The sequence below is a fragment of the Polynucleobacter sp. MWH-Spelu-300-X4 genome (genome assembly GCF_018687515.1).
GTDB lineage: Bacteria > Pseudomonadota > Gammaproteobacteria > Burkholderiales > Burkholderiaceae > Polynucleobacter.
Genome location: NZ_CP061294.1, coordinates 669010 through 695478 on the forward strand (window position 1 = coordinate 669010; position 26469 = coordinate 695478).

26 protein-coding genes and 1 tRNA gene are annotated in these 26469 nt (G+C 42.5%); 20 read left to right on the top strand and 7 right to left on the bottom strand.

What is annotated here, in order from left to right:
* Window positions 1–77: 77 nt before the first annotated feature.
* The 3 genes from ICV01_RS03500 to ICV01_RS03510 are packed head-to-tail and all read right to left on the bottom strand — an operon-like array spanning window position 78 to window position 1769.
* Window positions 78–269 (bottom strand): hypothetical protein, encoded by a 192-nt coding sequence (locus tag ICV01_RS03500; protein ID WP_215288661.1) that lies wholly within the window; start codon window positions 267–269, stop codon window positions 78–80.
* On the bottom strand, window positions 269–1411 hold the full coding sequence (locus ICV01_RS03505) for a MalY/PatB family protein (protein ID WP_215288663.1): 1143 nt from the start codon (window positions 1409–1411) through the stop codon (window positions 269–271). The genes ICV01_RS03500 and ICV01_RS03505 overlap by 1 nt, the downstream gene beginning before the upstream one ends.
* A 7-nt stretch (window positions 1412–1418) precedes the next feature.
* Entirely contained in the window at window positions 1419–1769 is a 351-nt protein-coding gene (locus ICV01_RS03510; RefSeq protein WP_215288665.1) for a helix-turn-helix domain-containing protein, read from the bottom strand.
* Between the two features lie 93 nt (window positions 1770–1862).
* Between ICV01_RS03510 and ovoA the strand changes: the two genes are divergently transcribed.
* From ovoA to ICV01_RS03530, 4 genes are read left to right on the top strand one after another with little or no spacing between them, the layout of a single operon-like run.
* The gene (ovoA, locus tag ICV01_RS03515; RefSeq protein WP_215288666.1) at window positions 1863–3980 is read left to right on the top strand and encodes a 5-histidylcysteine sulfoxide synthase; all 2118 of its coding nucleotides are present in this window, start codon (window positions 1863–1865) and stop codon (window positions 3978–3980) included.
* Between the two features lie 11 nt (window positions 3981–3991).
* Window positions 3992–4756, top strand: a complete 765-nt coding sequence (locus ICV01_RS03520; protein ID WP_215288668.1) for a sulfite exporter TauE/SafE family protein — start codon at window positions 3992–3994, stop codon at window positions 4754–4756.
* Between the two features lie 14 nt (window positions 4757–4770).
* Window positions 4771–5868, top strand: coding sequence for an ADP-ribosylglycohydrolase family protein (locus ICV01_RS03525; protein ID WP_251369384.1), 1098 nt, complete (start codon window positions 4771–4773; stop codon window positions 5866–5868).
* A gap of 43 nt (window positions 5869–5911) precedes the next feature.
* On the top strand, window positions 5912–7297 hold the full coding sequence (locus tag ICV01_RS03530; protein WP_215288670.1) for an outer membrane beta-barrel protein: 1386 nt from the start codon (window positions 5912–5914) through the stop codon (window positions 7295–7297).
* A gap of 80 nt (window positions 7298–7377) precedes the next feature.
* Here the strand turns inward: ICV01_RS03530 and ICV01_RS03535 are convergent.
* Together ICV01_RS03535 and fabI are read right to left on the bottom strand one after the other, a co-directional pair.
* Window positions 7378–7468: transfer RNA gene (locus tag ICV01_RS03535), tRNA-Ser, on the bottom strand.
* 43 nt (window positions 7469–7511) lie between these two features.
* Entirely contained in the window at window positions 7512–8300 is a 789-nt protein-coding gene (fabI, locus tag ICV01_RS03540) for an enoyl-ACP reductase FabI (protein WP_215288672.1), read from the bottom strand.
* 58 nt (window positions 8301–8358) lie between these two features.
* Between fabI and ICV01_RS03545 the strand changes: the two genes are divergently transcribed.
* The 5 genes from ICV01_RS03545 to ICV01_RS03565 are packed head-to-tail and all read left to right on the top strand — an operon-like array spanning window position 8359 to window position 14663.
* Entirely contained in the window at window positions 8359–10242 is a 1884-nt protein-coding gene (locus ICV01_RS03545) for an extracellular solute-binding protein (protein WP_215288674.1), read from the top strand.
* 8 nt (window positions 10243–10250) lie between these two features.
* Window positions 10251–11321 (top strand): microcin C ABC transporter permease YejB, encoded by a 1071-nt coding sequence (locus ICV01_RS03550; RefSeq protein WP_215289118.1) that lies wholly within the window; start codon window positions 10251–10253, stop codon window positions 11319–11321.
* Window positions 11318–12388, top strand: coding sequence for an ABC transporter permease (locus ICV01_RS03555; RefSeq protein ID WP_215288676.1), 1071 nt, complete (start codon window positions 11318–11320; stop codon window positions 12386–12388). The genes ICV01_RS03550 and ICV01_RS03555 overlap by 4 nt, the downstream gene beginning before the upstream one ends.
* Window positions 12388–13989 (top strand): ABC transporter ATP-binding protein, encoded by a 1602-nt coding sequence (locus tag ICV01_RS03560; protein WP_215288678.1) that lies wholly within the window; start codon window positions 12388–12390, stop codon window positions 13987–13989. Before ICV01_RS03555 ends, ICV01_RS03560 begins: the two co-directional genes overlap by 1 nt.
* Before the next feature lie 44 nt (window positions 13990–14033).
* Window positions 14034–14663: a C40 family peptidase gene (locus ICV01_RS03565; RefSeq protein ID WP_215288680.1), complete on the top strand. Its 630-nt coding sequence runs from the start codon at window positions 14034–14036 to the stop codon at window positions 14661–14663.
* Window positions 14664–14717: 54 nt separating this feature from the next.
* On the opposite strand, the gene ICV01_RS03570 is transcribed toward ICV01_RS03565, so the two are convergent.
* Window positions 14718–15560: a patatin-like phospholipase family protein gene (locus ICV01_RS03570; protein ID WP_251369404.1), complete on the bottom strand. Its 843-nt coding sequence runs from the start codon at window positions 15558–15560 to the stop codon at window positions 14718–14720.
* Between the two features lie 133 nt (window positions 15561–15693).
* Here ICV01_RS03570 and ICV01_RS03575 point away from each other — a divergent pair, with 133 nt between their 5' ends.
* The 10 genes from ICV01_RS03575 to ICV01_RS03620 all read left to right on the top strand — a co-directional run bounded on the left by ICV01_RS03575 (window position 15694) and on the right by ICV01_RS03620 (window position 24745).
* Window positions 15694–16701 (top strand): extracellular solute-binding protein, encoded by a 1008-nt coding sequence (locus tag ICV01_RS03575; RefSeq protein WP_251369405.1) that lies wholly within the window; start codon window positions 15694–15696, stop codon window positions 16699–16701.
* Between the two features lie 27 nt (window positions 16702–16728).
* Window positions 16729–19206 carry a heavy metal translocating P-type ATPase gene (locus tag ICV01_RS03580; RefSeq protein WP_215288694.1) on the top strand — a complete coding sequence of 826 codons (2478 nt, stop codon included), beginning with the start codon at window positions 16729–16731 and terminating at the stop codon, window positions 19204–19206.
* An 82-nt stretch (window positions 19207–19288) separates the two neighbouring features.
* Window positions 19289–19471: a cbb3-type cytochrome oxidase assembly protein CcoS gene (ccoS, locus tag ICV01_RS03585; RefSeq protein WP_215288696.1), complete on the top strand. Its 183-nt coding sequence runs from the start codon at window positions 19289–19291 to the stop codon at window positions 19469–19471.
* A gap of 119 nt (window positions 19472–19590) precedes the next feature.
* Entirely contained in the window at window positions 19591–21030 is a 1440-nt protein-coding gene (gene ccoN / locus ICV01_RS03590; RefSeq protein WP_215288698.1) for a cytochrome-c oxidase, cbb3-type subunit I, read from the top strand.
* 17 nt (window positions 21031–21047) lie between these two features.
* Entirely contained in the window at window positions 21048–21707 is a 660-nt protein-coding gene (gene ccoO, locus ICV01_RS03595) for a cytochrome-c oxidase, cbb3-type subunit II (RefSeq protein ID WP_215288700.1), read from the top strand.
* A 17-nt stretch (window positions 21708–21724) separates the two neighbouring features.
* Window positions 21725–21886, top strand: coding sequence for a cbb3-type cytochrome oxidase subunit 3 (locus tag ICV01_RS03600; RefSeq protein ID WP_371817470.1), 162 nt, complete (start codon window positions 21725–21727; stop codon window positions 21884–21886).
* Window positions 21887–21888: 2 nt separating this feature from the next.
* Window positions 21889–22815, top strand: a complete 927-nt coding sequence (gene ccoP, locus ICV01_RS03605; protein WP_215288702.1) for a cytochrome-c oxidase, cbb3-type subunit III — start codon at window positions 21889–21891, stop codon at window positions 22813–22815.
* Window positions 22815–24275 carry a cytochrome c oxidase accessory protein CcoG gene (gene ccoG, locus ICV01_RS03610; RefSeq protein WP_215288704.1) on the top strand — a complete coding sequence of 487 codons (1461 nt, stop codon included), beginning with the start codon at window positions 22815–22817 and terminating at the stop codon, window positions 24273–24275. The genes ccoP and ccoG overlap by 1 nt, the downstream gene beginning before the upstream one ends.
* A 27-nt stretch (window positions 24276–24302) precedes the next feature.
* Window positions 24303–24488, top strand: a complete 186-nt coding sequence (locus tag ICV01_RS03615) for a hypothetical protein (RefSeq protein WP_251369385.1) — start codon at window positions 24303–24305, stop codon at window positions 24486–24488.
* On the top strand, window positions 24485–24745 hold the full coding sequence (locus ICV01_RS03620; RefSeq protein WP_215288708.1) for a hypothetical protein: 261 nt from the start codon (window positions 24485–24487) through the stop codon (window positions 24743–24745). Before ICV01_RS03615 ends, ICV01_RS03620 begins: the two co-directional genes overlap by 4 nt.
* A 47-nt stretch (window positions 24746–24792) precedes the next feature.
* Here the strand turns inward: ICV01_RS03620 and ICV01_RS03625 are convergent, their stop codons facing one another.
* Window positions 24793–25572: a helix-turn-helix domain-containing protein gene (locus ICV01_RS03625; protein ID WP_215288710.1), complete on the bottom strand. Its 780-nt coding sequence runs from the start codon at window positions 25570–25572 to the stop codon at window positions 24793–24795.
* Window positions 25573–25665: 93 nt separating this feature from the next.
* Between ICV01_RS03625 and ICV01_RS03630 the strand changes: the two genes are divergently transcribed.
* Window positions 25666–26412, top strand: a complete 747-nt coding sequence (locus ICV01_RS03630; RefSeq protein ID WP_215288712.1) for a sulfite exporter TauE/SafE family protein — start codon at window positions 25666–25668, stop codon at window positions 26410–26412.
* The last annotated feature ends 57 nt before the right edge of the window (window positions 26413–26469 follow it).

Below are 26469 nucleotides of genomic sequence, written 5' to 3' on the forward strand. Positions count from 1 at the left end.
GTTATCTCCGCAATATAAGATGCTGAGTGAATCAGTGCCCAAGCCGGGCCACCTCTTTACAGATTTGGTGCCTAGCGTTAATTAACAACATCAACTCTGTATGTGAGCCATTTTTTGATCTTAGAAAATCTTGAGGGTCTATTTTTTCTAGTTCTGGAGCGCAAGGCCATTTTTGCCCCTAAAAAACCACCGATGATTGAGCCAGTAATAGCAGTGAGGAAAATGGCAATGTTGTTATTGAAGAATATGGTGATAAATTGAAGATCCATTAGGCATTAATTCCTTTTGTAATCTTGTTAAGAGCTTCCATAAGTAACTCTCTTGGAATGCCAAAATTTAACCGAGCAAATTGACTGTATTCTTGACCAAATTGATTGCCTGCTGATAATGCTAGTTTATGGTTGAGTAGGTGGTGATGAACATTGTTCCAGCCTAACTTGCTGAAATCTAACCACGCCAAATAAGTTGCTGCGGATTCATGCCATACAACTTGATTATGAATAGCGAGCCAATCCTTAATTAATTGACGATTGCCTCTTAAATATTCAATTAGTTCTGCATGCCAAGCCCATCCTTGTTCTAGTGCTGTATTAGTTGCTACATAAGCGAGTGCATTAGGGTGTGATGCTTGTGATGCTAAATCATGCTGTAGTTTTTTACGTATATCGGGATTTGTACAAATGCACCACGATAGACCAATTCCAGGGAAATTGAATGCCTTGTTTAAGGACATTAATGTGATAGTTCTGTCGGATAGCTCTGGGCTTAAGCTAGCTATCGGAAGATGTTTTACGCCTTTATCTAAGATTAGCTGTGCATGAATTTCATCACTACAAATTAGATAATCTTTCTCTTCACAAAGTTTGCCAATAGCTAAAAGTTCTTCTTTAGTGAAAGCTGTGCCCCCCGGGTTTTGAGGATTGCACAGCATTAAAAGTTTGGTATTTTTTTGACCAATATCATTTAAATTATTTAGGTCAAATATCCATCGATTATTTTCTAGTTTCAAGTGTGACGAGCTATATGAGCGATTCGCCTGCTTCATTGCTAAAAAGAAGTGGTGATAGATGGGAGCAGGCAATATGGCGTGGTCGTTTTGATCCATCAAAGATCTTGGGATCATATATAAACTGGGAACAACACCAGAGCATATAAGAATATCTTCAGCCTTAACAGACCATTGATATTCTTTCTTTAGGTAATCTTGAATTTTCTCTACTAAGTTTCCTTGAGTGGAGTATCCAAGGATGCCATGTTCAATACGTTTAATAAGAGCTTCTTGTATTTCCGGCGCAATGGCAAAGTCCATATCTGCAACTGACAGAGGTAAAACATCCGATGACGGATATTGATCCCAGCGGCTTGAGTTAGTGCCACGGCGACCAATAATTTTGTCGAATGAGTAAGTCATTAGATATTTAAGCAGGTAAGGCTACAAGTTCAGGAATATGGAGATCTAACCAATCATCTAGTGTATTTAAAACATCTTTGAATGAACTTCCAAATTCAGTTAATGAGTACTCAACTTTAGGTGGAATGGTCTTGAAGTCATGTCTTGCTACAAGGCCATTTATTTCTAGACGACGAATGGTTTGCGTCAGCATCTTTTGTGAAATGCCTTGAATCTCATTCATTAACTCGCCGTTTCTACGTGAGCCATTGGCTAAAGCATGCAATACCAATAAAGCCCACTTATCACCAATTAGCTCAATGAAGCGTCTTGATGGGCACTCTTTAAAACATGGATTTGTTTTGCGATTTACTGTCATATAAAACCTTATAGGAACCAAAAGGTGCGTACTTTACCTAAGTAAAGTATAGCAATACTATAACCATATTGAGAACTAAATTGAAGTTAAAAAATGCAAACCAGATTTACACGAACACCATTTTTGGCTGGCAATGATGTAGAAGCGAAGCGTGCTGAGTTATTAGATTATTTCCACGCCACATTTGATCGTTACGAATCGTTGTTTGAGGTATTAAGTTGTGATGAGGCTTATTACAAGAAGCCAATTTCTTTGCGTCATCCTTTAATCTTTTATTTTGGACATACCGCAACATTCTTTATTAATAAGTTCATCCTAGCCGGTTTGATTGATAAGCGTATTGATCCACGATTGGAATCAATGTTTGCTGTCGGTGTCGATGAAATGAGTTGGGATGATTTAGACGATGCTCGGTATGATTGGCCAACGGTGGAAGAGGTGCGTTCTTATAGAAAAAAGGCAAGAGATGTTATTGATGGAGTGATTCGACATACGCCTTTCTCATTGCCAATAGGGTGGAATGACCCATTTTGGGCTGTGCTAATGGGAATTGAACATGAACGTATTCATTTGGAAACTTCTTCAGTATTAATGCGGCAGCATGATTTGAAGTACGTAAATCCCCACAAGGATTGGGAGCCATGTCGTGAGCACGATCAAGCACCAGTTAATACGTTAGTCAGCATACCAAGTGGAAAAGTTGATCTTGGACGTTCTTTAGCTGACCCTATCTATGGTTGGGATAATGAATATGGCCATCACCATGCTGAAGTTCCTGCATTCAAAACTTCTCGTTATCTAGTTACAAACGGGGAATATTTGGAATTTGTGGAAGATGGTGGCTATGAAAGCCAAAAATACTGGGATGAAGAAGGTGCGGGGTGGAAAAAATTCTCACAAGCTCTACATCCAACGTTTTGGGTGAAGGGGGCTGATGGTTGGAGGTTACGTTTATTAGCCGAAGAAGTACTAATGCCTTGGGATTGGCCTGTAGAAACTAATTGTCTTGAGGCTAGAGCTTTTTGCCGTTGGAAATCGGAGAAAACAGGTGAACCTGTACGTTTACCAACAGAAGATGAGTGGAATCGGATTTATGATCATGCTCAGCTAGCTGATGTGCCACATGACGCACCTGCTAGCGCTAACCTTCATCTTGATTACTGGGCTTCTAGCTGTTCGGTTAATCGTTTTAAGCATGGTGAGTTAAATGATGTGGTGGGTAATGTATGGCAGTGGTGCGAGACGCCAACCTACCCATTTGACGGTTTTGATGTTCACCCAATATATGATGATTTCACTAGCCCAACATTTGATGATCGACATAACATCATCAAAGGTGGAAGTTGGATCTCTGCGGGTAATGAATCTCGCCATGTTTCTAGATACGCATTTCGTCGTCACTTTTTTCAACACGCAGGCTTTAGGTACGTTATGACAGATACCCCGGTAACTAATCCAATTTCTTCTTATGAGACTGATGCAATGGTTTCTATGTATGATGAATTTCATTACGGAGATGAAGCATTTGGTGTGCCCAACTTTATGAAGGCATTATCCGAATTATCAATTGATGCTCACCGCCAACATGGAAATGGTTCTCAAGCTAGAGCATTAGATTTAGGGTGCGCCACTGGTCGTGCCACATTTGAGCTCGCTCAAGTATTTGATAAGGTAATTGGTATTGATTTCTCTGCTAGATTCATACAGGTAGGGCTTCGTATGGCAGAGACTGGTTCAATAAGGTATACGATTCCTGAAGAGGGTGATTTAGTTAGTTATCACGAACGTCGCTTGGATACTTTAGGTTTGAGCGGTACTGCTAAAAAAGTGGAGTTTTGGCAAGGCGATGCTTGTAATCTCAAGGATATTTTCACTAACTTCGATCTTATTCTTGCTGCTAATTTAATTGACCGTCTGTATTCACCAAGACGTTTCTTAGATATTGTCGCTAGCCGATTAAATGCGGGTGGATTGTTAGTTTTAGCATCCCCCTATACTTGGTTGGAGGAATACACCAAGAAGTCAGAGTGGATTGGTGGATTTAAGAAAGATGGCGAGTCCTATACAACTCTTGATGGTCTAAAAGATATTCTAGGTAGTAGTTTCAATCTTGTCGAAGGGCCGAGAGCTGTTCCATTTACGATCCGAGAAACTCGTCGTAAACACCAACACACGCTTAGTGAGGTGACGGTGTGGAAAAAGAAGAAATGAGATTTTTGTAAATGATAGGTTTTAATTCTCATGATCCTCTGATGTTATTGCTTATCGCAATGGCAGGACTTTATGCAGGTACACAGAATGTATTGGCGGGAGGTGGCTCATTTATTACTTTGCCAACATTAATGTTGGTGGGGTTAAACCCATTGTCAGCAAATGTCACCTCTACAGTAGGGTTGTTCCCAAATCAAGTGACATCTTCTGTTGCCGGAAGAAAGCTTGCAGGAGGAGTGCATACAGTTTCTTTAAGAAACCTTTTCTTTATCAGTATTAGTGGGGGTATTGCTGGCGCAGTTCTTTTGCTGAATACCCCGATAAGTGTTTTTACCAAACTGATTCCATGGTTGGTGTTTTTTGCGACGGCTGTATTTGCTTGGGGGAGTTTCATAAAAAAATCAAATCAAGTCCCACAATATTTGCCTACTTACTTAACTAAAGGCATTTACTTTGTTCTTGGTATGTATGGTGGCTACTTCGGCGGGGGAATTGGTTTTTTATTGTTAGCTGTACTAACAATTTCCGGTCAACAGGTTCGGATGGCGGCAGCAACTAAGAATATGCTTGTTATGGCAATGAATGCTTCTGCGGTTGCAATATTTGCATTTTCAGAACAAGTTGATTGGGCTGCTGGGATTGCATTAATGGTGGGAGCGGTTTGTGGCGGGTTCTTGGGTAATTGGTTAATGCATCGTCTTCCTGAGAAAGTCCTTCGAGGATTTATTGTGGTTGTGGGTGTGACATTAACCGTCTGGCTTTTTGTCCGAGCATAATTTTTGAGGGTGCGATGAATAACCAACAAGAAATAAAAATAGATAAAGAATTATTGAGGGACCGTGCTCTTGGTGCGTTGATGGGCGCTTTTATTGGGGATGCCTTAGGCGTTGGCCCACATTGGTATTATGACCTTGATAAGTTAGTCGAAGATTATGGCCCTTGGATAGATGGCTATACAAAACCTCGCCCAGGTCGCTATCACGAAAATTTAGAGCCAGGCCAATCTTCTCAGTCAGGCATACTTCTTGAAATGGTACTTCGTTCAATAGTGGAGCGTGGTACTTACGATCAAGCTGATTTTTGTGACCGTCTTGATAATGAATTGTTTCCTCTGCTAGACGGAACACCAATGAATGGCCCCGGTGGATATACAAGCCAGTCTATTCGTGATGCATGGCGCAAAAGAACTCAAGAAGGTTTGGCTTGGGGAGATGTTGCAGGTAATGCAGACAATACGGAAGCAGTTGAACGCATTATTGCAATTGCGGTACGTTTCGCACTGAACCCATCTAATTTGGCTCATTCCGCTATAGCTAACACATCACTTACACAGAATGATGGGACCGTCTTGGCAATGACAGTTGCTTATGCCTGTGTATTAGGGATGTTGGTTGAAGGGCATGCTTTAGATACACAAATATCTGACAAGTTAATGGCTAGGGTTAAAGATGGAGTTTTACCTTTTCATACTATTACAAAAGGTAAGTTAGAAGCCCCTGACCGTGGCCAAAAGGAAATTAAAGTTGAGGGTGTATTCCCATCTCCCGATGCATTAATTACGCCATCGGGTATTGCACGAGCTGTACAGGATGCGTCGATTCAAATTGAACCTGCTTCTAAAGTAGCTTTGTTATATGGATTGCCTTGTGCGGTTTTTAGCCTTCTACCTGCGTCGTATTACCTAGCAGCACGCTTTCCTAATGACTTTGAGTCGGCTGTCTTGCATGCAGTTAATGGTGGGGGTCAAAATTTGGCACGAGCCATGCTAACAGGTGCACTAAGTGGGGCCATGGTCGGACTTTCTGGCATCCCTAAACGTTTTATTGATGGATTAGATAAATCCACAGATTTGTTAATTCTTGCTAATCAATTAGTAGACCAGATGTAGCTAAACCAATAATTAACTAACAATTTCTTTTAAAAGGTAATTTATGACTCGTATGAAATTAACACTTAAGCCACTAGCTCTTTCTCTACTGTTGGTATCTTCTATAGTTGCGGCGCAATCCAAAGACCAAGATTCATATTTCTTATTGGGCGAAACAACTGTTGGTAAGGCTATTAAAGAAGCTACAGGGGCAACTATTTTTGGTTTGGCTCAAGTTGGTTATTCAAGAAATGACGTTACAAGTTCATCAGATAAAAACAAATCAAGATCTAATACGATTGCGGGGCCATCAGATGAAGGGGTCCAGTTCAATGGCATGATTTTGGCTATTGAGAAATTGCCCGAAGCTAACTTTATTCCTAGAATTACGCCGTTACCAGGCCCTATGTCAGAGCAATATTCTTGGGGCTTCCGAGCAGATTTACACTATGGTCGAGATGCTCTGATGTCTGCTGCTAATGGTATTGAAAATACATGGCATATGAACCAAGGTGCTGCAGGTATCCCGCCGAACGCTAATAATATGAATTATTTTTCATTGCCAATGATTTATGCCCAGGCCTATGCACCTATTGGATTAGGTACGGCTGTAACGATAGGTCGATATGGCGTTAATTTAGGCTATGAGATTCCCCCATCATGGAGGCAGGCACCTAATTTCTTTTATTCAAGAACATATGCGCTTGTTTCACAAATTGACCAAATCATCGGAGCACAAATGTCGGTAAATCTGATGAGAAATCAGTACGGCATGATTTTGGGTGAATTTGGTTTTGGTAAGGGTTATCAAGTTGGACGTGATAACAATAACAACAATAATGTTTATGGAGTTATTCGTTGGAGAAGTAATGATATGTCTAAGTTTGTTAGCTATAGCCTGATAACAGGTGATGAGCAGACGGATATAAGCAATGCTAATCCAATGACTTGGTATCCTAATCATCCTATCAAAGCGTCATCTGGTCAAAATAGACAACATCACTCTTTAGTGGCTGGCTTTATGCCCACCAATAGATTGAAGTTGGCCGGTGAGCTTTTATATGGAAAGCAAGAGGGTTCTGGTGACGCAAAATGGGTTCTGAGCAACGAAAATTTCACTGGCGCTACTTATAAAGGCCTAAATGTTCATGCTACATATAAAGCAACTGAATCTTTAAGATATGGCCTACGTTATGAAATCTTTAAAGATCCACAAGGTTTTGCTTTAACACCATTAGGTACGCCAGGCGCTATAGTTCAAGCGATTACTTTTGGCGCAAATATTGATTTGAACAAGAATCTAGTTTTCAGACCTGAAATTAGACATGATTGGGCAAAAACAACCAATAGCTCAGACAAGTTCTTTGGTAATGTGCCGCATGCCGGTCCATCAACTGCAACAGATAATAAGCAGACAACTATCTCGGCAGATCTGTTGTTCTATTTTTAATATACAAATAGTCTGTTTTGGTAACGATTTTGGTAATGGGGGTCAGAATTTCTTCTAACCCCTTTATTTACCTATTGACATGGCGGAGAAGGCGGGATTCGAACCCGCGGTAGGCGATTAACCTACGCACGCTTTCCAGGCGTGTGACTTAAACCACTCATCCACCTCTCCGTGCAAGAGCGCCATTATATACGCGCTCAATTAGGTGGATGGGTTATTCGGTCTCAGCCATGCCGCCAACGACGTGGCTAAAGCCACCGTCAACGTAAGTAATTTCACCAGTAATGCCGCCAGCTAAATCAGACATTAAAAATGCGGCAGCATTGCCTACATCTTCAATTGTTACGTTGCGGCGTAGTGGAGCGTTCGCTTCAACAAAATCTAAAATTTTGCCAAAACCTTTAATACCAGAAGCGGCTAATGTCTTAATAGGACCAGCTGAGATGCCGTTACAACGTACGCCCTTAGGGCCTACAGAGTTGGCAAGATAACGAACACTGGCTTCTAAAGAGGCCTTAGCCAAACCCATGGTGTTGTAGTTAGGAACTACCATTTGCGAGCCAAGGTAAGTCAAAGTTAGAAGAGCAGACTTGTCATTTAGCATTGGTAGGGCTGCTTTAGCCATTGCTGGAAAGCTATAGGCTGAAATATCGTGCGCAATTTTGAATGATTCTCTTGATAAACCATCTAGAAAATCGCCAGCAATTGCTTCGCGAGGTGCAAAGCCAATTGAGTGGATTAAACCGTCAAATTTTGGCCATGTGGCAGATAAATCAGCAAAAAGCTTGTCAATTTGCTCATCGCTACCCACATCGCAGTCAAAAATCAGCTTGCTGTTGAATTCTTCAGCAAACTCGGTAATACGATCCTTAAAGCGGTCGCCTACGTAGGTGAAGGCTAATTCAGCGCCTTCGCGATGGCAGGCCTTGGCGATACCATAAGCAATAGAGCGGTTAGAAAGTAGACCTGTTAGGACGATTTTTTTGCCGGCTAAGAAACCCATTTTTACTTCCTTATTTATTTTTGATGTATTTGTAAATGTCTAATTACAATTGTTACACATGCGAATCAGTCAATTCTTATTTTCGACCACCATTTTAAGCCTATCTTTGTTGGCTGGAGGGTTGTTTTCTGGAACAGTCTTTGCTGCCCATGGCTTTGCTCAATACGGAGATTTAAAGTATTCAGCGGGATTCAGTCATTTCGCTTATGTCAATCCAGAGGCCCCGCAGGGTGGAACTTTGTATTTGCCAAATCCTGATCGTAGAACCAGTTTCGATAAATTTAATCCTTTTACTTTAAAAGGTGTTGCTGCTCCCGGTGTTAGCCAATTAATGTTTGAGAGTCTTTTAATTGGTAGTGCAGATGAAATAGCATCTGCTTATGGTTTATTGGCTGAGGATGTCACTTTGTCGAAAGACCAAATGAGCGTGACTTTCAAGTTGCGGGCCAATCCGAAATTTAATGATGGCACTCCAGTGCTTGCTAAAGATGTGAAATACTCATTCGATACATTGATGAGCAAATTGGCTAGCCCACAATTTAAGACTGTTTATGCGGATGTGAAGCAAGCGGTGGTTGTGTCGGAGCGAGTGGTACGTTTTGACTTTCATCGCAAAAATACTGAATTACCCTTGCTGGTTGGATCGATGCCAGTTTTTTCGGATCAATGGGGTAAAGATAAAGGTGGCATGGGTAAGCCATTTAATCAGCTTACTTTTGAGCCACCGATTGGTAGTGGCCCTTATTTGATTGAAACCTACGATATTGGTAAAAGTATCGTTTTTAAGAAGAACCCTCATTATTGGGGGCGTGATTTAAATGTTCGGGTTGGTTCATTTAATTTCGATCGAGTCTCTTACCGTTTATATAAAGATGACACTGCCAGATTGGAAGCTCTTAAAGCGGGAGAGTTTGATGCTTTAGTCGAGTATCGCGCCAAGAATTGGGCTAAAAGTTATGTGGGCCCTAAATTTAGAGATGGCACATTTAAGAAACAGCATTTTTCTCATCGTAATGGTGCGGGCATGCAAGGTTTTGTGATGAATATGCGCAAGCCTATTTTTCAAGATCAGCGTGTGCGAGAGGCTTTGACTTTGGCGCTTGATTTTGAGTGGATGAATCGCCAATTGTTTTATGGCCAATACCACCGCATTGACAGCTATTTCTCTAATAGTGATTTAGGTGCTTCATATCAGCCAGCAAGTACGCCTAGTGTCCAAGAAAGAAAGATATTAGAGTCATTGCAACAAAAATATCCAAAGCACTTTCCGTTGAAGGCTCTTGGTCCAATGACTTTACCTGTGACTACGGAGCCACCATCAAGTTTGCGTAAAAATTTGCGTCAAGCTAGAGAGTTGCTAGCTCAAGCAGGCTGGGTATATAAGGATGGTGCACTCAGAAATGCCAAGGGGCAGGCATTTGAGTTTGAATTTATGGATGATGGTGGGGCCATGTCTCGCTTGGTATCTGCTTATGCGCGCAATTTGGAAAAGCTAGGCATTAAGTTAGATATTAGGACAACTGATTATGCTTTGTATCAGAAGCGATTGGAGGAGTTTGATTTCTTCATGACGAGCATGAAGTTTCCTGATTCTCAGAGCCCGGGAAATGAGTTGTGGGATCGTTACGGTAGTGCTTCTGCAACCACAAAAGGTTCAGACAATATTATTGGGGTGGAGTCGCCAGTTGTGGATGCTTTGATTGGTGAGATTGTTAAGGCTCAGACTAGGAAAGATCTCATCACCGCGACAAGGGCTTTAGATCGAGTTTTAACCCATAGTTATTACGTCGTGCCTCATTGGTATAGTCCAAATCATCGAGTCGCATATAAAACAGATTTGGCGTTTCCGCCACCGCCGACTTATTTTGCAGCGGAGTCTTGGATACTTTCTACTTGGTGGCGTCAACCTACTTCAACTTACAAAGCGGGGGTTTCTCAGTGAACAGTGCTTTGTTTAGATATATCGTTAAACGAATCTTCTTAATGATTCCAACTTTATTGGGCGTTATCACTTTAACGTTTGCTGTGATTCAGTTTGTTCCGGGAGGGCCTGTTGAGCAAATGATGTTGGAGCTCAAGGGGCGAGGTGAGGCTAGTGTTGGTCATAGCGAATCCTCCGGTGGGGGTGCCACTTATCGTGGTCGACAAGGCATTGATGAAGAACGACTTAAAGAGATTAAGACTTTGTATGGTTTTGATAAGCCTGTTCATGAGCGGTATGTGCAAATGCTTAAACAGTTTGCGACTTTTGATTTAGGACAAAGCTACTATCAGCATAAAAGCGTCTGGGAGTTAGTGATATCTAAGTTGCCTGTTTCTATCAGTTTGGGGTTGTGGACTTTTTTAATTACATATTTGATATCAATACCGTTAGGCATTAAAAAAGCCGTTCAAATAGGTACAAGGTTTGATACGGTTAGTAGTGTTTTGATATTGGTGGGTTATGCCATTCCAGGGTTTGTTTTGGGTGTTTTACTCTTGGTTTTATTTGGGGGTGGTAGCTTTCTTCAGATATTTCCTTTAAGAGGTTTAACCTCGGATGATTGGGCGCAAATGAGTTGGGCGGGTAAGGTGCTCGATTATTTTTGGCATCTAGTGCTACCGATTACTGCTTCAGTGTTAGGGCATTTTGCAGTAATTACGATGCTAACTAAAAATTCTTTTTTAGAAGAAATTCGCAAGCAATATGTATTAACTGCGAGAGCTAAAGGTCTTAGCGAAGATAAAGTCTTATGGAAACATGTATTCCGTAATGCCATGATTCCTTTGGTCACTGGATTCCCTGCGGCTTTCATTGGAGCTTTCTTCACAGGCTCTTTATTAATTGAAACTTTATTTTCATTAGATGGCTTAGGTTTGCTTTCTTATGAGGCCGTCATGAGGCGAGATTACCCTGTGGTATTGGGTACTTTGTACTTCTTTACATTGATTGGTTTAGTGACTAGGTTGATTTCTGATATTGCTTATGTGATGGTGGATCCACGTATTCAATTTGATAGTCAGTCAGGAGGGGGCGCATGATCTTGATGCCTAGACTGAGATGGATGAATGCTATCTCCCATAGTGATCAATGGAAGAGATTTAGAGCCAATCGTTTGGGGTATTGGAGTCTTTGGATCTTTGCTGTTTTATTCATTGTTAGTCTTTTTGCTGAAGTAATTGCGAATGATCGACCATTGTTGGTGCGTTATGAAGGTAGTTTTTACGTTCCGATCGTTAAAGACTATTCAGAGAAAACATTCGGGGGAGATTTTCCAACGCCAACGGATTATCTAGATCCTGATATTAAGAAGACGTTTTCTAAGCCAGGTAATTGGGCTATTTACCCGCCTATTACCTATCGTTATGACACCTTAAATTATTTTGCTAAAGAACCAAATCCGGCGTCACCTTCTCGGGATAATTGGCTGGGAACTGATGATCGCGGACGTGATGTGTTGGCACGTTTAATTTATGGATTTCGCCTCTCTGTTTTATTTGGATTATCTCTGACTATTCTTGGAGTGTTTTTGGGTGTATTAAGTGGCGCATTAATGGGTTACTGGGGTGGTCGAGTTGATTTGGTATCTCAGCGGATTATTGAAATTTGGAGTTCGATGCCTGAGTTATATTTGTTAATTATTTTTGCATCTATTTTTTCACCTAGCGTAGGTTTATTGATTGTGTTGCTGTCTCTGTTTGGCTGGATGGGGTTGTCGGATTATGTGCGAGCAGAGTTTTTAAAAAATAGATCATTGGAGTATGTGAGAGCAGCCCATGCCTTAGGTTTATCTAGTTCACAAATCATGTGGCGTCACATTCTTCCTAATAGTTTGACGCCTGTGATTACTTTTTTACCATTTAGGATGAGCGCCGCCATTTTGGCTTTAACCAGTTTGGATTTTTTGGGGTTAGGTGTTCCACCCGATAAAGCAAGTCTGGGAGAGTTGCTGTCTCAGGGGAAGGCTAACTTGGATGCATGGTGGATTTCATTGGCCACTTTTTTGGTGCTGGCGGGAACTTTGATGCTGCTCACTTTTATGGGAGATGCCTTGAGAGATGCATTTGACACAAGAAGGGCTCATCAAAATTTAGGCAAGGAAGCCTGATGAGTAGATCTTTAATTACTATTAAAAATCTGACGATTCGTTTTGGACGGAAAACAGTTGTTAATGATTTCAGCTTGGATATCGCTGAAGGAGAACGCCTAGCGATCGTAGGTGAATCTGGATCTGGAAAGACATTAACCGGTTTATCTCTCATAGGTTTATTGCCTGAGTCCGCGGCAGTGAGCGGCGCTATTGAGATGGATGGTCGTCAGGGTGTTCGCAATCTTCTTAAGTTATCGCCAACAGAGTTGCGGTCTATTCGTGGCAAAGATATCGCCATGATTTTTCAAGAGCCTATGACAGCGCTCAACCCTCTTTATACGATAGGTAATCAGATTGTTGAAGCGGTGATGTGTCATGAGCCATTACTTTCAACGCAGCAATGTCAAGAGCGTGCAATTAGCTTGCTCACTAAAACAGGCATCCCTTCTCCTGAAGAGCGTTTCTCGTATTACCCGCATCAATTGTCGGGTGGTCAGCGTCAAAGAGCCATGATCGCGATGGCGTTGGCATGTAAGCCTAGGTTGTTAATTGCTGATGAGCCAACAACAGCGCTAGATCCAGATTTACGCCTGCAGATTTTGGAGTTGCTAAAAAGTTTGCAAGAAGATGCTAAGAGTCATGGTGGTATGGCTGTGTTACTGATTACACATGACTTAAATATGGTGCGGCATTTTGCTTCTCGGGTAGGTGTCATGCACCAAGGTAAGTTACTTGAGTGTCAGTCAACTGAGGAAATTTTTACGCATCCAGAGCATGCCTATACCGAGAGTTTAGTGAACAGTAGTCCTGCTCGAAGTGTTGTGCCGGTCGTACCTATTGCACCTGTCTTATTAAAGGCTCAGGATATTTCCGTGGCATTTCCTAAAGCAGGGGGTTCTTGGGTTTCGGGAATTAAAAAATTTTTAAGGGGCTTACATGTTTCTGATTTATGGAAACGTGAGTATGACCCCATTGTTAAAAATGTTAGCTTGGAATTGCGCCAAGGTGAAACTTTGGGTGTGATTGGCGAGTCAGGTTCTGGTAAATCAACTTTAGCGATGGCTTTATTGGATCTCTTAGGCCAAACAGGTGCAAAAGTGTCCGGTAGTGTCGAGGTATTGGAGCATCCTTGGTTTGAGATGAGTAAGTCTCAGCAGCGTTCTTTGCGTTCGTCTTTTCAGGTCATTTTTCAGGATCCATTCGGATCCTTATCTCCTAGGATGACCGTTGGCCAGATTGTTGGGGAAGGTTTATCTTTACATCAGCCACACTTATCTTTAGATGCTAGAAAGCAGTTGGTTATTGATGCCTTGAAAGAGGTTGGGTTGGATCGAACCGCATATAGTCGTTATCCCCATGAGTTTTCTGGTGGGCAGCGTCAGCGAATAGCGATTGCTCGAGCTTTGGTTTTAAAACCTCAAGTTTTGGTGTTGGATGAGCCAACTTCAGCATTGGATGTCACGATTCAGAAGCAAATCTTGGCCTTATTGTCTGATTTGCAGAACAAATACAACATGGCTTATTTGTTAATTAGCCATGACTTAGAGGTTATTCATGCCATGGCGCACCGCATCATAACCTTAAAAAAAGGTAAACAAATCAAGCATCAAGAGCTCTAGCCTAAGAATTAGGCTGATAAATGGGTTCAGGGTATAATGGACGGATGACTAAGATTCGTCACCAGCTTCTCGCTTTGCTAGTTGCTTACTCAGCGCTTTATGGCTCCTACGCCATGGCGCAGTCTATTGCCGAGCCTGAAATAGCTACTGAAACAGTTGGTAGCAAATTTACTAGCGCAGCTAGTCAATTAGCTAATACTGTAACTAGCTCTGTAGTGGGCGGGACAGAGGGTCTCATTGATAATGCGATGCAGTTAATTGGCGTGCGTTATCGTTGGGGTGGTAATACACCTAAGAGTGGCTTGGATTGCAGTGGATTTGTGCGTTATGTATTTAACGATACTTTTGGCTTCTTGTTGCCACGTAAGTCTGCACAAATGAGTCAAGTAGGTTTAGAGGTTAACAAGGAACAATTAAAGCCTGGTGATTTGGTATTTTTTAATACGATGCGCCATGCTTTTTCTCACGTAGGTATTTACGTGGGCGATAACAAGTTTATCCATGCCCCATCTAGAGGTAAGTCGATTCGTGTTGATGATATGACTAAGGCTTACTGGGTAAAACGCTATGATGGCGCTCGTCGTTTGGATGGCTCAGATGCTATGACTGAAGAACAGCGTCAACAATTACTTTTGGATTACCAAGAGCGTATTGAGAAGAGCGGTCGCCTTTAAAAGATTTAAAGCAAAGACTTAAGAACACAAAAAGCCAGGTGATGCCTGGCTTTTTTATTTCATGCCGAGTCTGTACTTAATTTGACTCATTTGAGCCATCGCAGCTTCTTCACCAGCAAGAATGGCGGCATTCCGCGATTTGAAATCGGTACCTTTCATGGTGCCTAATTGCGGGCGGACTACTACTTGAGCATTTTCTAGTTCAAAGTGGTTAATGCTTTGACCCATGATAGAGGTGGTTTGTAATAAAACACCCAATGTGCCACTGGTATCTTGTGTGCTGGGTTCTGTTGAGATATTTACAGCAATAACAAAATCAGCCCCCATTTGTTTGGCATAACGGACTGGTACGGGCGATACCAAGCCACCATCGACATATTCACGGCCATTGATGACGCTTGGTTGGAAAACGCCTGGGACGCTGCAAGAGGCGCGTACAGCCTGACCCGTATCACCTCGTTGGAAGAGGATACCGGCACCTGTTTGTAAATCGGTTGCAACAATGCCAAGGGGTATGGGCATATTTTCAATACGTTGATTTTTAACAAGGCGATTAACAGTTGATTGCAATGCATCACCTTTGATCATTCCACCAAATTTCCCGGAAAAAGGTAGAGCCCAGTCAGTAATCGAGGCTTCATCCAAGGTGAGTGCCATGCGATTTAATTCGGTACCAGGATTACCTGATGCGTATAAGGCTGCTATGACGCTGCCCGCGCTCGTGCCAACCACTAGGTCAGGTTTAATGCCTTGAGCTTCAAGAGCCTTAATAACGCCAATGTGTGCAAATCCTCTGGCAGCCCCGCCACCAAGGGCTAAACCAATTTTTGGTTTTTTGCTGCCAAAGCTTGAGCAACCGCCTAAAAGTGATAGGCTTAATACACCGGTTCCCGCCATGGTTAAAAAACTTCTGCGGGAAGTGTGGTAATCTATTTGAGAATCGTTCTCATTAATATTGTTGTGAAGGTGTTTCTTTAGCATGCAGTCTATTAAAAAATCAAAAGTAATGGTTGTGGCAGCTTTTTCAATTATGAGCTGTTGTTTGTCTATGTCAGCATTATCTCAGTCTTCTCAAGTTTTGAATTTGTACTCTGCAAGGCATTACCAAACTGATGAAGCTTTATATGCAAACTTTACTAAGCAAACAGGTATCAAGATCAACCGTATTGAGGCTGATGACAATGCTCTTTTTGAGAGATTGCGTAGCGAAGGTAAGAGTAGTCCAGCGGATGTTATTTTGATGGTAGATGCCGCAAGATTGTGGCGCGCAGAAATTGAAGGCTTGTTTCAGCCTATTCAATCTAAGGTTCTAGAGACACGTATTCCTAAGAATTTGCGCTCAGGTGATGTGGGGCAAGGTAGCCAATGGTTTGGTTTCTCCACAAGAGCTCGGATGATTGTTTATAACAAAGCTGCTGTTAAACCTACTGATGTTGATACCTATGAAAAATTAGCGGATCCAGTCAATAAAGGAAGAGTTTGTACCCGTTCAGGCTCTCATCCCTATATGTTGTCTTTGATTGGGGCTATGGTTGAGCGAAGTGGTGAGGCTAAAGCAGAGGCTTGGGCTAAGGGTATGGTGGCCAACATGGCTAGAGCGCCTAAGGGTGGTGATACGGATCAGATTAAAGGTGTTGCTTCTGGTGAGTGCGGTGTCGCTTTGACGAATTCTTATTATTTAGCGCGCATCATGCGTTCTGATAAACCAGAAGATCGCCAAATTATTTCTAAGATAGGTTTTGTTTGGCCTAATCAGGCAGGATCTGGGACTCATATGAATGTGGCTGGTGGTGCGGTGGCGAAAAATGCCCCCAATAAGGCAGCCGCCATTAAGTTTTTAGAGTATTTAGCAAGTGATCAAGCGCAACAATATTTTGCGGATGGCAATAATGAATGGCCAGCTGTACCTTCTGTTAAGACTAATAATGAGGCTTTGAAGCAGTGGGGTAGCTTTAAGAAAGAGAATATTTCTATAGCTGCTATTGGTAAAAATCAAATTTATGCGCAAAAAATTCTCGATAGAGTTTCCTATCGCTAGAAAGAAAGCCTAGAATCTCAGGCTTAAATGAACGTATCGCCTGAGATTTCTCCTGCTATTAAAGATAACTGTTACCACTGTGGTGGCGAGTTACCTATTCATACGCCTTATAGCGCTGATCTAAAGGGTCAGCTTCGCTATTTTTGTTGTGCTGGTTGTTTGGCGATTGCGCAGACTATTCATGGTCAAGGGTTAGATGCCTTTTATGCGCGGCGAGTTCCTCTTGGCGGGAAGCCTGATAATCTTAAAGGGCTTAGCAGCGAGATTCCTGATCAGCTTTTAGCCTACGATGACCCGCTTTTGTTGGATCGGTTTACTAGACCTGTAGCTAATCGGGATCATCAAGCGAGATGCCTTGAAACAACTTTGCGGTTGGAAAAGATTCGGTGTGCGGCTTGTGTTTGGTTAAACGAGCAGCATCTAAAAAGAATCCCCGGTGTGACAGATGTTCAAATTAATTATGTGACGCAGCGTGCCACGGTTCAGTTTGACCCTGAAGTTGTTACGCTTTCTAAAATTTTGCATGCAGTAGAGCAGATTGGTTATGAAGCTTGGCCTTTTGAGCCATCCATGGCCGCTGATATTGCAAAGAAGGAACGACATCAGTTGTTGATGCGTTTGGGCGTTGCAATGCTAGGCATGATGCAAGTCATGATGTATGCATGGCCAACTTATACTGGCGCAGAAGACTTGTTGGTAGAGCACTCCTTATTGTTAGGCTGGACAAGTTGGGCGTTAACAGTACCTGTGGTTGTTTATTCTGCTGGTCCGATGTTTGTGGCAGCGTGGCATAGTATTCGATCGTTTAGGCAAACTGGTATGTTAGGCATGGATGTGCCTGTCACGCTGGCTGTGGCGCTTGCTTTTTTAGCTGGCACAATTAGTTTGGTAACAGGCCTGAGTCAAAGTTACTTTGATTCGATTACGATGTTTGTGGCATTTTTGTTAGGCGCTCGTTATTTAGAGTTATTGGCTAGACAAGATGCACAAGGTGGCGCTGAGGCGCTAGCTAAACAACTGCCCGCAACTTGTGAGCGTATTGAAGATTACCCAGGCAGCTTATCTAAGTCTATTCCGGTGATACGTTGTGCAGTGGGGGATGTTTTACGCATTTCTCCTGGAGAAATTATTCCAGTTGATGGTGAGTTGTTATCAGGGCAAGCAAGTCTTGATGAGTCTTTATTGACTGGTGAAAGCAGACCCGTTGCTAAAAAAGTTTCTGATGTCTTGTATGCCGGTAGTCACAATATTGTGAGTCCAATTCTGATGCGCGTGACAGCGATTGGTCAGGCGACAAGAATTGCAGGCATTGCCGCTTTATTAGATAAAGCACTTCACGCTAAACCTCAATTAGTAGGATTGGCTGAAAAATGGGCGGGTTATTTTGTAGTGTTTTTAATGAGCGCTGCTTTATTAACAGGAATTGCTTGGTTTTTTTTGGATGCTAGTAGAGCATGGGAGGTGGCGGTAGCCGTGTTGGTCGCCAGTTGTCCATGCGCTTTGTCTTTGGCCACTCCGGCAGCAATGGCGGCCGCGCAAGGTGCTGTAACAAGGTTAGGGTTGTTGGTGGTCAGAGGTCATGCCATGGAGGTGTTGGCTCAATCAACAGATTTGGTCTTAGATAAGACCGGCACCTTAACTATTGGAAGGCCAGAGTTAAAGGAAGTGTTGCACATCAGGGATGGTTTTACTAAGGAAGATGTTTTAGGTATTGCTTCTGCGATGGAGGTCGGGCAAAAACATCCCCTAGCGTTGGCTATTCTGGATGCGACTGAGCGCTTATCTATCAAGCCTTTTAATTTGCCGCAAGCACCTATCAGCGAATTGGGTAAGGGTTTAGAGTCTGGTGAATATCGCTTGGGTAGTTATCGTTGGGCGGGTGTTAGTGATGTAGCTGTTCCAAAAACTTACGAGCAAGCGAGCTTAGTTTATTTGAGTGATGCTAATGGATTATTGGCAGTGTTTGCGTTATCGGATCAGCCTCGCGATGGCGCCAAAGAATTTATTAGCGCAGCTAAGAAAAAAGGCATTCGCGTTCATTTGCTTTCTGGCGATGATGAGGCAACGGTAGCATGGTGGGCTCATTATTTTGGCATTAAAGATTTTGTTGGCGGGGCTTTGCCAGAGGATAAATATGCCTTTATTCAAAAACTACAGGTAGCAGGTAAAACTGTTTGGGCAGTAGGTGATGGCGTGAATGATGCGCCATTTTTGGCTAAGGCAGATATTTCAATTGCCGTAGGTGGTGGGGCGCCTTTAGCTCAAGCAGGAGCTGATGCTGTATTAACTTCTGAATCTTTAAAAACTTTGTCTCAAGCACTCGTTATTTCCACTAAAGCTCAAGTTATCATGCGGCAAAATTTAATTTGGGCGTTTATTTATAACGTGGTGGCTATTCCTGTTGCCATGATGGGGTTGGTAAACCCATGGATTGCCGGTATCGGCATGTCTTTATCTTCTCTGGCTGTTACTTTGAATGCTTGGCGCCTTCGGAAAGTTAGTTGATTAATCAGTAAAAGATGAGCGCTGGCTGAAATTAATGTTTTTTACTAATTAATATGAGGCAATCCTAGGCTAGACTGTTGGTATGGAAAGTCTTTATCTTTTAATACCAATGTCACTTGTTGTGGTGGCATTTATCGTTTTAATTCTTTATTGGTCCGTTAAAAGCGGTCAATTTGAGGATTTAGAGGGGCCCGGTCATGCCATTTTGATGGATGATGATGCGCCAGAGTCTAAATCCACCTCAGATTCAGTCAAAAAACAGTAATAAATCCAATAAAAACAAACTCTCCCGAAAAAACTTGACCTATGTCAAACCCATTTCATGATGGCAGTTTGATAATCGTGGTGGGATAAATCGGCCAAAAGGCTAGTAAGGGAGAAACCATGGGACTTACCGTGGGTAACAATGAAAACACCTTTAATTACAAGGTGGTTCGCCAATTTGCTTTAGTAACCGTGCTTTGGGGCATTGTGGGCATGTTGGTAGGTGTGATTTTGGCTGCGCAGTTAATTTGGCCTGATATCACATTTAATATTCCGTTTTTGAGCTATGGACGTTTGCGTCCGTTACACACGAATGCGGTTATTTTCGCGTTTGGTGGTAGTGCTCTATTTGCGACTTCCTACTACATTGTGCAGCGCACGTGTCAGGTGAGGTTGTTCTGCGATAAGCTAGCAGCTTTCACCTTTTGGGGCTGGCAGGCAGTCATTGTTGCTGCAGCTGTTACCTTGCCATTAGGTATTACAGCTTCTAAAGAGTATGCCGAGTTAGAGTGGCCGATTGATATTTTAATTACAGTGGTATGGGTGGCTTATGCAATTGTGTTTTTTGGCACATTGATTAAGCGTAAGACAAAACATATCTACGTATCTAACTGGTTCTTTGGGGCTTATATTTTGACAATTGCGATGTTGCATATTGTTAACAATATCGAAATGCCAGCTAGTTTGTGGAAATCATATTCAGCCTATGCTGGCGCTCAAGATGCGATGATCCAGTGGTGGTATGGACACAATGCGGTAGGTTTCTTCCTAACAACAAGCTTCTTGGGCATGATGTACTACTTCATTCCTAAACAAGCTGAGCGTCCAATTTACTCATATCGTTTATCGATTGTTCACTTCTGGGCGTTGAACTTTACATACATGTGGGCTGGTCCTCACCACTTGCAACATACTGCATTACCTGACTGGACTCAGTCTTTAGGTATGGTGTTCTCATTGATCCTATTGGCGCCATCTTGGGGCGGTATGATTAACGGCATCATGACTTTATCTGGCGCATGGCATAAGCTACGCCGCGATCCTATTTTGAAGTTCTTGATTACAGCATTGTCTTTCTACGGTATGTCTACGTTTGAAGGTTCGATGATGTCTATTAAGACTGTTAACAGCTTATCTCACTACACAGACTGGACCATTGGTCACGTTCACTCAGGTGCTTTAGGTTGGGTAGCCATGATCACGATTGGTTCTATGTACTACTTGATTCCACGCCTTGTGGGTGAAAAAGAGATGTACAGCACAAAACTCATTGAATTGCATTTCTGGATTTCTACGATTGGCGTGGTGCTTTACATCGCCGCTATGTGGATTGCCGGTGTGATGCAAGGTTTGATGTGGAGAGCATTCCAGCCTGATGGCACATTGACATACAGCTTTGTTGAGTCAGTAAAAGCAACCTATCCGTTCTATGTGATTCGTTTGTTGGGTGGTTTCTGTTACTTCACAGGTATGTTTGTGATGGCATATAACGTTTATAAAACTGTTTGGGGTAAGACATTTATTGAAGCTCCAATCCCTGCAGTTCAGGCAAACCACTAAGCGAAGGAGAGAAAAACATGTCTGATCAAAATCATAAATTCTTCTCCCACGCTACGCTTGAGCGTAATGCTGGTTGGTTGATTATTACCACTATTTTCGTGGTGGCAATTGCTGGATTGGTGCAAATCGTGCCATTGTTTTTCCAACACTCAACCACCGAGCCTTCTCCTGGAGTGACGCCATATTCAGCTTTACGTTTAGCTGGTCGTGACATCTATCAACGTGAAGGTTGTTTGGGTTGTCATTCACAACAAATTCGTACTTTGCGTTCTGAAACTGAGCGTTATGGCCCTTATTCATTGGCTGGCGAATCTGTTTACGACCACCCATTTTTCTGGGGTTCAAAACGTACAGGTCCTGATTTGGCTCGTGTAGGTGAGCGTTATTCTGATGATTGGCACCGCATTCATTTGCGTAATCCACGTGACGTGGTCCCTGAATCAAATATGCCTGCTTATTCTTGGTTGCAAAAAAATCCAGCGACTAATGTTGGGGATATTTCTGCTCACATGAGAGCTTTGCAACGTTTGGGTGTGCCATATACGGAAGAACAAATTGCTAATGGCCCTAAAGAGTTAGAAGGTAAAACCGAAGAGGACGCGTTGATTGCTTATTTGCAAGGTTTAGGTACTAACCGTCGTGCAGTTCAACCGGCTAAAGCTGCGGCTAGCAATTAATTAATAGCAGAGGTTATATGGAAAATATTGTGCCGTATTTATCAGCAACATCGACCATTTTAGGGTTGGTGTTTTTTGTGGGGATTGTTTGGTGGGCATGGTCCTCTAAACGTCAATCTGCTAATGATGAATCAGCTAATTTGCCATTTGATCTTCCTGACGAATATAAGAAGGACTAATCATGAGTGACTTTTTTAATAATGGTTGGGGCGTATATATTGCCTTAGTAACAGCTGTAGGTATCGTGTGGTGCCTATATCTGTTGTTTTCACAACGTAAAACAAACGTAACCTACAAGCCTGATGGATCTGTGGATGACACGGGTCATGTTTGGGATGAAGATTTACGTGAGTTAAATAATCCTTTGCCACGTTGGTGGATGTGGATGTTCTTGTTGTCTTGTATTTTTGGCATCGTTTATCTTGTGTTGTATCCAGGCATGGGTACCTACCAAGGTGTTTTGGGGTATACAACAACAGGCGCTCATGATGCGTCAGTAGTCCAGGCCAACCAAGAACTTAAGCCGATTTACGCTAAATACATGGAGTTGGACGTGAAGCAGGTTGCTGCTGATCCAAAAGCTCGTGAGATGGGCCAGCGTTTATTCTTGAATCATTGCGCTCAGTGTCACGGATCTGATGCTGGTGGTTCAAAAGGTTTCCCAAATTTATCCGATAGTGATTGGTTGTATGGTGGTGAACCTGAAACCATTAAGACAACTATTATGGGTGGTCGTGCTGGTGTTATGCCTCCGTTTGGCGCTGCTTTAGAAGGTGGTCAGGTAAGCGATGTGGCTAACTATGTACGTAGCTTGTCTGGTTTAGCTGCTGATCAGTTGAAGGCAGCTCGTGGTGCCGATGTATTTAAAGCTAACTGCGCAGCTTGTCACGGTGGTGACGGCAAAGGTAATGTTGCGATGGGTGCGCCTAACCTAACTGATAAAGTTTGGTTATATGGTGGGTCTGAAGCAACAATTATTGAAACAGTTACAAAGGGTCGTAACGGTAAGATGCCTGCGCATGAAACTATTTTGACGCCTGAGAAAGTTCATTTATTGACTGCCTATGTTTGGGGGTTGTCTAACGTTAAAGATAAAGCTGTTAAGTAATGTCAAATAGTGTTCCAGAAGAAGAGGGTAACTCATCTAATACGGTTGAGTTATCCCTTTATGAAGTTAGGCGAAAAATCTACCCCCGCTCAGTGAGTGGGGTTTTTGCCAAGTGGCGTTTGATTTTGGTAGCTGCTACTCAGTTACTTTTTTACGGATTGCCTTGGATTACTTGGAACGGTCGACAGGCTGTTCTATTTGATTTGTTGTCACGTAAGTTTTATATCTTTGGCTTAGTTCTTTGGCCGCAGGATATTATTTATTTAACGCTCTTATTAATCCTCTCGGCGTTAGCACTTTTCTTATTTACAGCTGTGGCCGGGCGTTTGTTCTGTGGTTATGCTTGCCCGCAGACGGTTTACACCGAAATTTTCATGTGGATCGAACGCAAGGTAGAGGGAGATCGTTTTGCGCGGATTCGTTTGGATGGTGAAGATTGGCCATGGAGCTTCCGTAAATGGCGTATTAAGCTAACCAAACATGCGCTATGGATTTTGGTGGCCTTGTGGACTGGTTTCACATTTGTTGGTTATTTCACCCCAATGCAAGAGTTAAGTGCTGCGGTTATGTCAGCTACTTTGGGGCCTTGGCAAGCATTTTGGTTGTTTTTCTATAGCTTTGCCACTTGGGGTAACGCTGGCTTTATGCGTGAGCAGGTATGTAAATACATGTGCCCCTATGCGCGCTTCCAAAGTGTGATGGTGGATAAAGACACCTTTGTTGTTACTTATGACAAAACTCGTGGTGAACCAAGAGGTAGTCGCTCAAAGTCTGCTGATCACAAAGAGTTGGGTTTGGGCGATTGCGTTGATTGCAGTATTTGTGTACAAGTTTGCCCAACAGGTATTGATATTCGTGATGGCCTTCAATACATGTGTATTGGTTGTGGCGCCTGTATTGATGCGTGTAATCAGGTGATGGATAAAGTAGGTTACCCACAAGGTTTAGTGCGTTATACATCTGAGCGTGCCATGTTGGAAAACATTGATAATAAAAAAGCACGCCACTATATTTTTAGACCGCGTGTGATGATTTATATCGGCATTATGGCTGTCTTAATGACTGCCTTTGCAGTTTCTCTTTTTATGCGTAATCCATTAAGGGTTGATGTAATGCGAGATCGTGGCGCATTAGCAAGGGAAATTGAAGGTACAAAGATTGAGAATGTTTATAGACTTCAGATTATGAATTCATCTGAAAATCCTATGAGAGTTACTGTCGCTGCAACCGGTTTGCCTGGTATGCAGGTTTTGGATTCTCAAGGTAAAGAAGTTGGTGAGTTGGTGGTTAATTCGTCTAGCAATCTTTTAATACCCGTCAAAGTTCGCGTTTTGATTGATGATGTAAAAACAGGCAATTATCAAATTCATTTTGATGTTCAAGCCAAAGAAGAGGGTTCTAATGCTTCAGAAGCTATTAGAGTTCGCGATGAAAAATCTAGTTTCATTGTTCCTCGTTAATTAGAGGAATAGAGATAGGAGCTGATGATGTCAGATACAAAAGTAAAACCTTGGTGGAAACAGTTGTGGCCTTGGCTAATCATTAGTGGTCCCGCAATTGGCGCTATCGGTTCTGCCATTACGATTTACTTGGCATTAACCAAAGATGTTGATCAGGTGGTGCGCGAGGGTGTAGTCAAGCAAGGCTTTAAAGTGGAGCAAGTGACCAAATGAAAACGCGCTTATTGATGTGGATTCTGTGGCCTTCGTTTTTGGTGGCAGGTATGGCTGAAGGTTTACTTTTTACCATGATTGATCCAGATGACTTGGTGTTCTTTGGACATCATTTAGAAGCCACTCATGAGGCAGTTTATTCAGTAGGATTTTTTATCCTCTGGGGTTTGTGTGCACTTTCGAGTGCTTTAAGTATTTTTGTTCTTCCTGGAACGTTATCTGATTTAGAGGAAAAAACAGATCGTTTCATGTTTTAAATGAAAAGTAAATAATCTCAAATAAAAAAGCAGCCTAGGCTGCTTTTTTATTTGGCGGTTTGATTATTTAATATGTGTACGTGATTAGGGTCGGCGCAGTGAATAGCTCGGGATTTCCCTGCAAGCTCCAATAAGCCGTCCATATCAATTAGCTTAATGTGGCGTTGTTTAATTTGAATAAGGCCTGATTCGGTAAAGCGAGAGAACAGGCGGCTAACGGTTTCCAATTGAATACCTAGGTAACTGCCAATCTCTTCACGGCTCATGCGTAAGTGATATTCAATGGGAGAGTAGCCGCGAGCGGCTAAACGGTCAGATAGATTTAATAGAAAACTAGCTAGGCGTTCTTCAGCTCTCAGAGAGCCTAGCGATAGCATGTGTCGTTGGTCTTGCGTTAATTCACGGCTGAGAATTCGATGGAATTGATGTTGTAGCGAAGGAATTTGTCTCGCTAGACTCTCAAAGTCGGAGAAACGTACCACGCAAGCTTCACTATCCTCAAGAGCAATAGCATTTGATTGGTAATGGTTTTCACCAATGCCATCAAGACCTAGCATCTCTCCAGGTAAGTGGAAACCGGTAATTTGTTCACGCCCATCTTGTAAGGCATATTCTGTTTTTAGTGTGCCGAACTTAATGCCATAAACAGCGGTGAGGGGTTCGCCTTGTCGATAGAGCGATTCGCCTTTTTTGAGACGTACCCTTTCAGTGACAAGGGTGTCAATTTTGTTGACGTCATCTTGACTTAAGCCAACTGGCAGACAAAATTGCCCAAGCACGCATGTTGAGCATTTATTAAGTTTGTCTACAGAGGGTATATGATTCATGCGTCTATTTGGTTTAAATCAACTACAGGGCTAATAATAGTTAGTATTCTATAGCCATTTTGTGACATTAATACTTACAAAATATACCTAATCATGGTCACAAGTACCTTGTTCTTAACTATCTTTCTGGGCGCTTTAGTCAGCGGCTGGCACTGCGCTCTGATGTGTGGTGGGATATCCGCTGCCATTGAAAAAAATGTTTCCCCAAAAAAATCTACGGTTGTCCCGTTGAGGGCTAGCACCAAACAATCCTTTATTTATGAACAAATGCTGATGCATGCTGGGCGTGTGAGCAGTTATGTTTTATTGGGCGCTTTAGCGGGGTCGTTGGGTTTTCCTATTTGGCAACAGGATTGGGTGCCTGTTCAAAGAGTCCTTTTTGCTTTAGCTTCTGGCATTTTTCTTTTACAGGGGTACCGAATTCTCCGGCAAACGAAAGGCCAAGTGAGTACTTGGGAGGTTTGGTTTAATGAAAAAACAGCCCACATATGGTCCAAATTAGCCAAAAAAGTAATTGCAGGGCACCATCATCAAGCGCGTTGGTGGAGTGGGGTTGTTTGGGGGTTGGTGCCTTGTGGCCTTATTTATAGCGTATTGCCTTTGGCATTTTTGTCGGGGGATCCTGGATCAGGCGCTTTGTTGATGTTGGCATTTGGCTTGGGTACTTTGCCTAACTTACTACTAATTTCAGGATTGTCCGCTAGGTTAGCGGGTTGGGGGCACCTGAGTTCGGTAAGGTACTTTGTGGCACTTTTGATGTTTTCAACTGGATTGTTTGGTTTGTATAGAGCTTTGACCCTTTCAGATGCGCTTTTGAAAGGCGGTTTTTGCATTGCCTGAACTTTGTTACAATAATTCCCTAGTCGGTTAATAAAAATATGTCCGGTGTCTATGTGC

Excerpts from the sequence above, each read along its gene's own strand:
- ccoG (WP_215288704.1), top strand. The coding sequence starts at position 22,815 with ATGTCAAATAGTGTTCCAGAAGAAGAGGGTAACTCATCTAATACGGTT.
- ICV01_RS03555 (WP_215288676.1), top strand. The coding sequence starts at position 11,318 with ATGATCTTGATGCCTAGACTGAGATGGATGAATGCTATCTCCCATAGT.
- ICV01_RS03580 (WP_215288694.1), top strand. The coding sequence starts at position 16,729 with ATGAACGTATCGCCTGAGATTTCTCCTGCTATTAAAGATAACTGTTAC.
- ICV01_RS03510 (WP_215288665.1), bottom strand. The coding sequence starts at position 1,769 with ATGACAGTAAATCGCAAAACAAATCCATGTTTTAAAGAGTGCCCATCA.
- ccoS (WP_215288696.1), top strand. The coding sequence starts at position 19,289 with ATGGAAAGTCTTTATCTTTTAATACCAATGTCACTTGTTGTGGTGGCA.
- ovoA (WP_215288666.1), top strand. The coding sequence starts at position 1,863 with ATGCAAACCAGATTTACACGAACACCATTTTTGGCTGGCAATGATGTA.
- ICV01_RS03520 (WP_215288668.1), top strand. The coding sequence starts at position 3,992 with ATGATAGGTTTTAATTCTCATGATCCTCTGATGTTATTGCTTATCGCA.
- ICV01_RS03615 (WP_251369385.1), top strand. The coding sequence starts at position 24,303 with ATGTCAGATACAAAAGTAAAACCTTGGTGGAAACAGTTGTGGCCTTGG.
- ICV01_RS03575 (WP_251369405.1), top strand. The coding sequence starts at position 15,694 with ATGAGCTGTTGTTTGTCTATGTCAGCATTATCTCAGTCTTCTCAAGTT.
- ICV01_RS03500 (WP_215288661.1), bottom strand. The coding sequence starts at position 269 with ATGGATCTTCAATTTATCACCATATTCTTCAATAACAACATTGCCATT.
- ICV01_RS03625 (WP_215288710.1), bottom strand. The coding sequence starts at position 25,572 with ATGAATCATATACCCTCTGTAGACAAACTTAATAAATGCTCAACATGC.
- ICV01_RS03570 (WP_251369404.1), bottom strand. The coding sequence starts at position 15,560 with ATGGCGGGAACCGGTGTATTAAGCCTATCACTTTTAGGCGGTTGCTCA.
- ICV01_RS03530 (WP_215288670.1), top strand. The coding sequence starts at position 5,912 with ATGACTCGTATGAAATTAACACTTAAGCCACTAGCTCTTTCTCTACTG.
- ccoN (WP_215288698.1), top strand. The coding sequence starts at position 19,591 with ATGGGACTTACCGTGGGTAACAATGAAAACACCTTTAATTACAAGGTG.
- ICV01_RS03600 (WP_371817470.1), top strand. The coding sequence starts at position 21,725 with ATGGAAAATATTGTGCCGTATTTATCAGCAACATCGACCATTTTAGGG.
- ICV01_RS03545 (WP_215288674.1), top strand. The coding sequence starts at position 8,359 with ATGCGAATCAGTCAATTCTTATTTTCGACCACCATTTTAAGCCTATCT.
- fabI (WP_215288672.1), bottom strand. The coding sequence starts at position 8,300 with ATGGGTTTCTTAGCCGGCAAAAAAATCGTCCTAACAGGTCTACTTTCT.
- ccoO (WP_215288700.1), top strand. The coding sequence starts at position 21,048 with ATGTCTGATCAAAATCATAAATTCTTCTCCCACGCTACGCTTGAGCGT.
- ICV01_RS03560 (WP_215288678.1), top strand. The coding sequence starts at position 12,388 with ATGAGTAGATCTTTAATTACTATTAAAAATCTGACGATTCGTTTTGGA.
- ICV01_RS03525 (WP_251369384.1), top strand. The coding sequence starts at position 4,771 with ATGAATAACCAACAAGAAATAAAAATAGATAAAGAATTATTGAGGGAC.
- ICV01_RS03620 (WP_215288708.1), top strand. The coding sequence starts at position 24,485 with ATGAAAACGCGCTTATTGATGTGGATTCTGTGGCCTTCGTTTTTGGTG.
- ICV01_RS03565 (WP_215288680.1), top strand. The coding sequence starts at position 14,034 with ATGACTAAGATTCGTCACCAGCTTCTCGCTTTGCTAGTTGCTTACTCA.
- ccoP (WP_215288702.1), top strand. The coding sequence starts at position 21,889 with ATGAGTGACTTTTTTAATAATGGTTGGGGCGTATATATTGCCTTAGTA.
- ICV01_RS03505 (WP_215288663.1), bottom strand. The coding sequence starts at position 1,411 with ATGACTTACTCATTCGACAAAATTATTGGTCGCCGTGGCACTAACTCA.
- ICV01_RS03630 (WP_215288712.1), top strand. The coding sequence starts at position 25,666 with ATGGTCACAAGTACCTTGTTCTTAACTATCTTTCTGGGCGCTTTAGTC.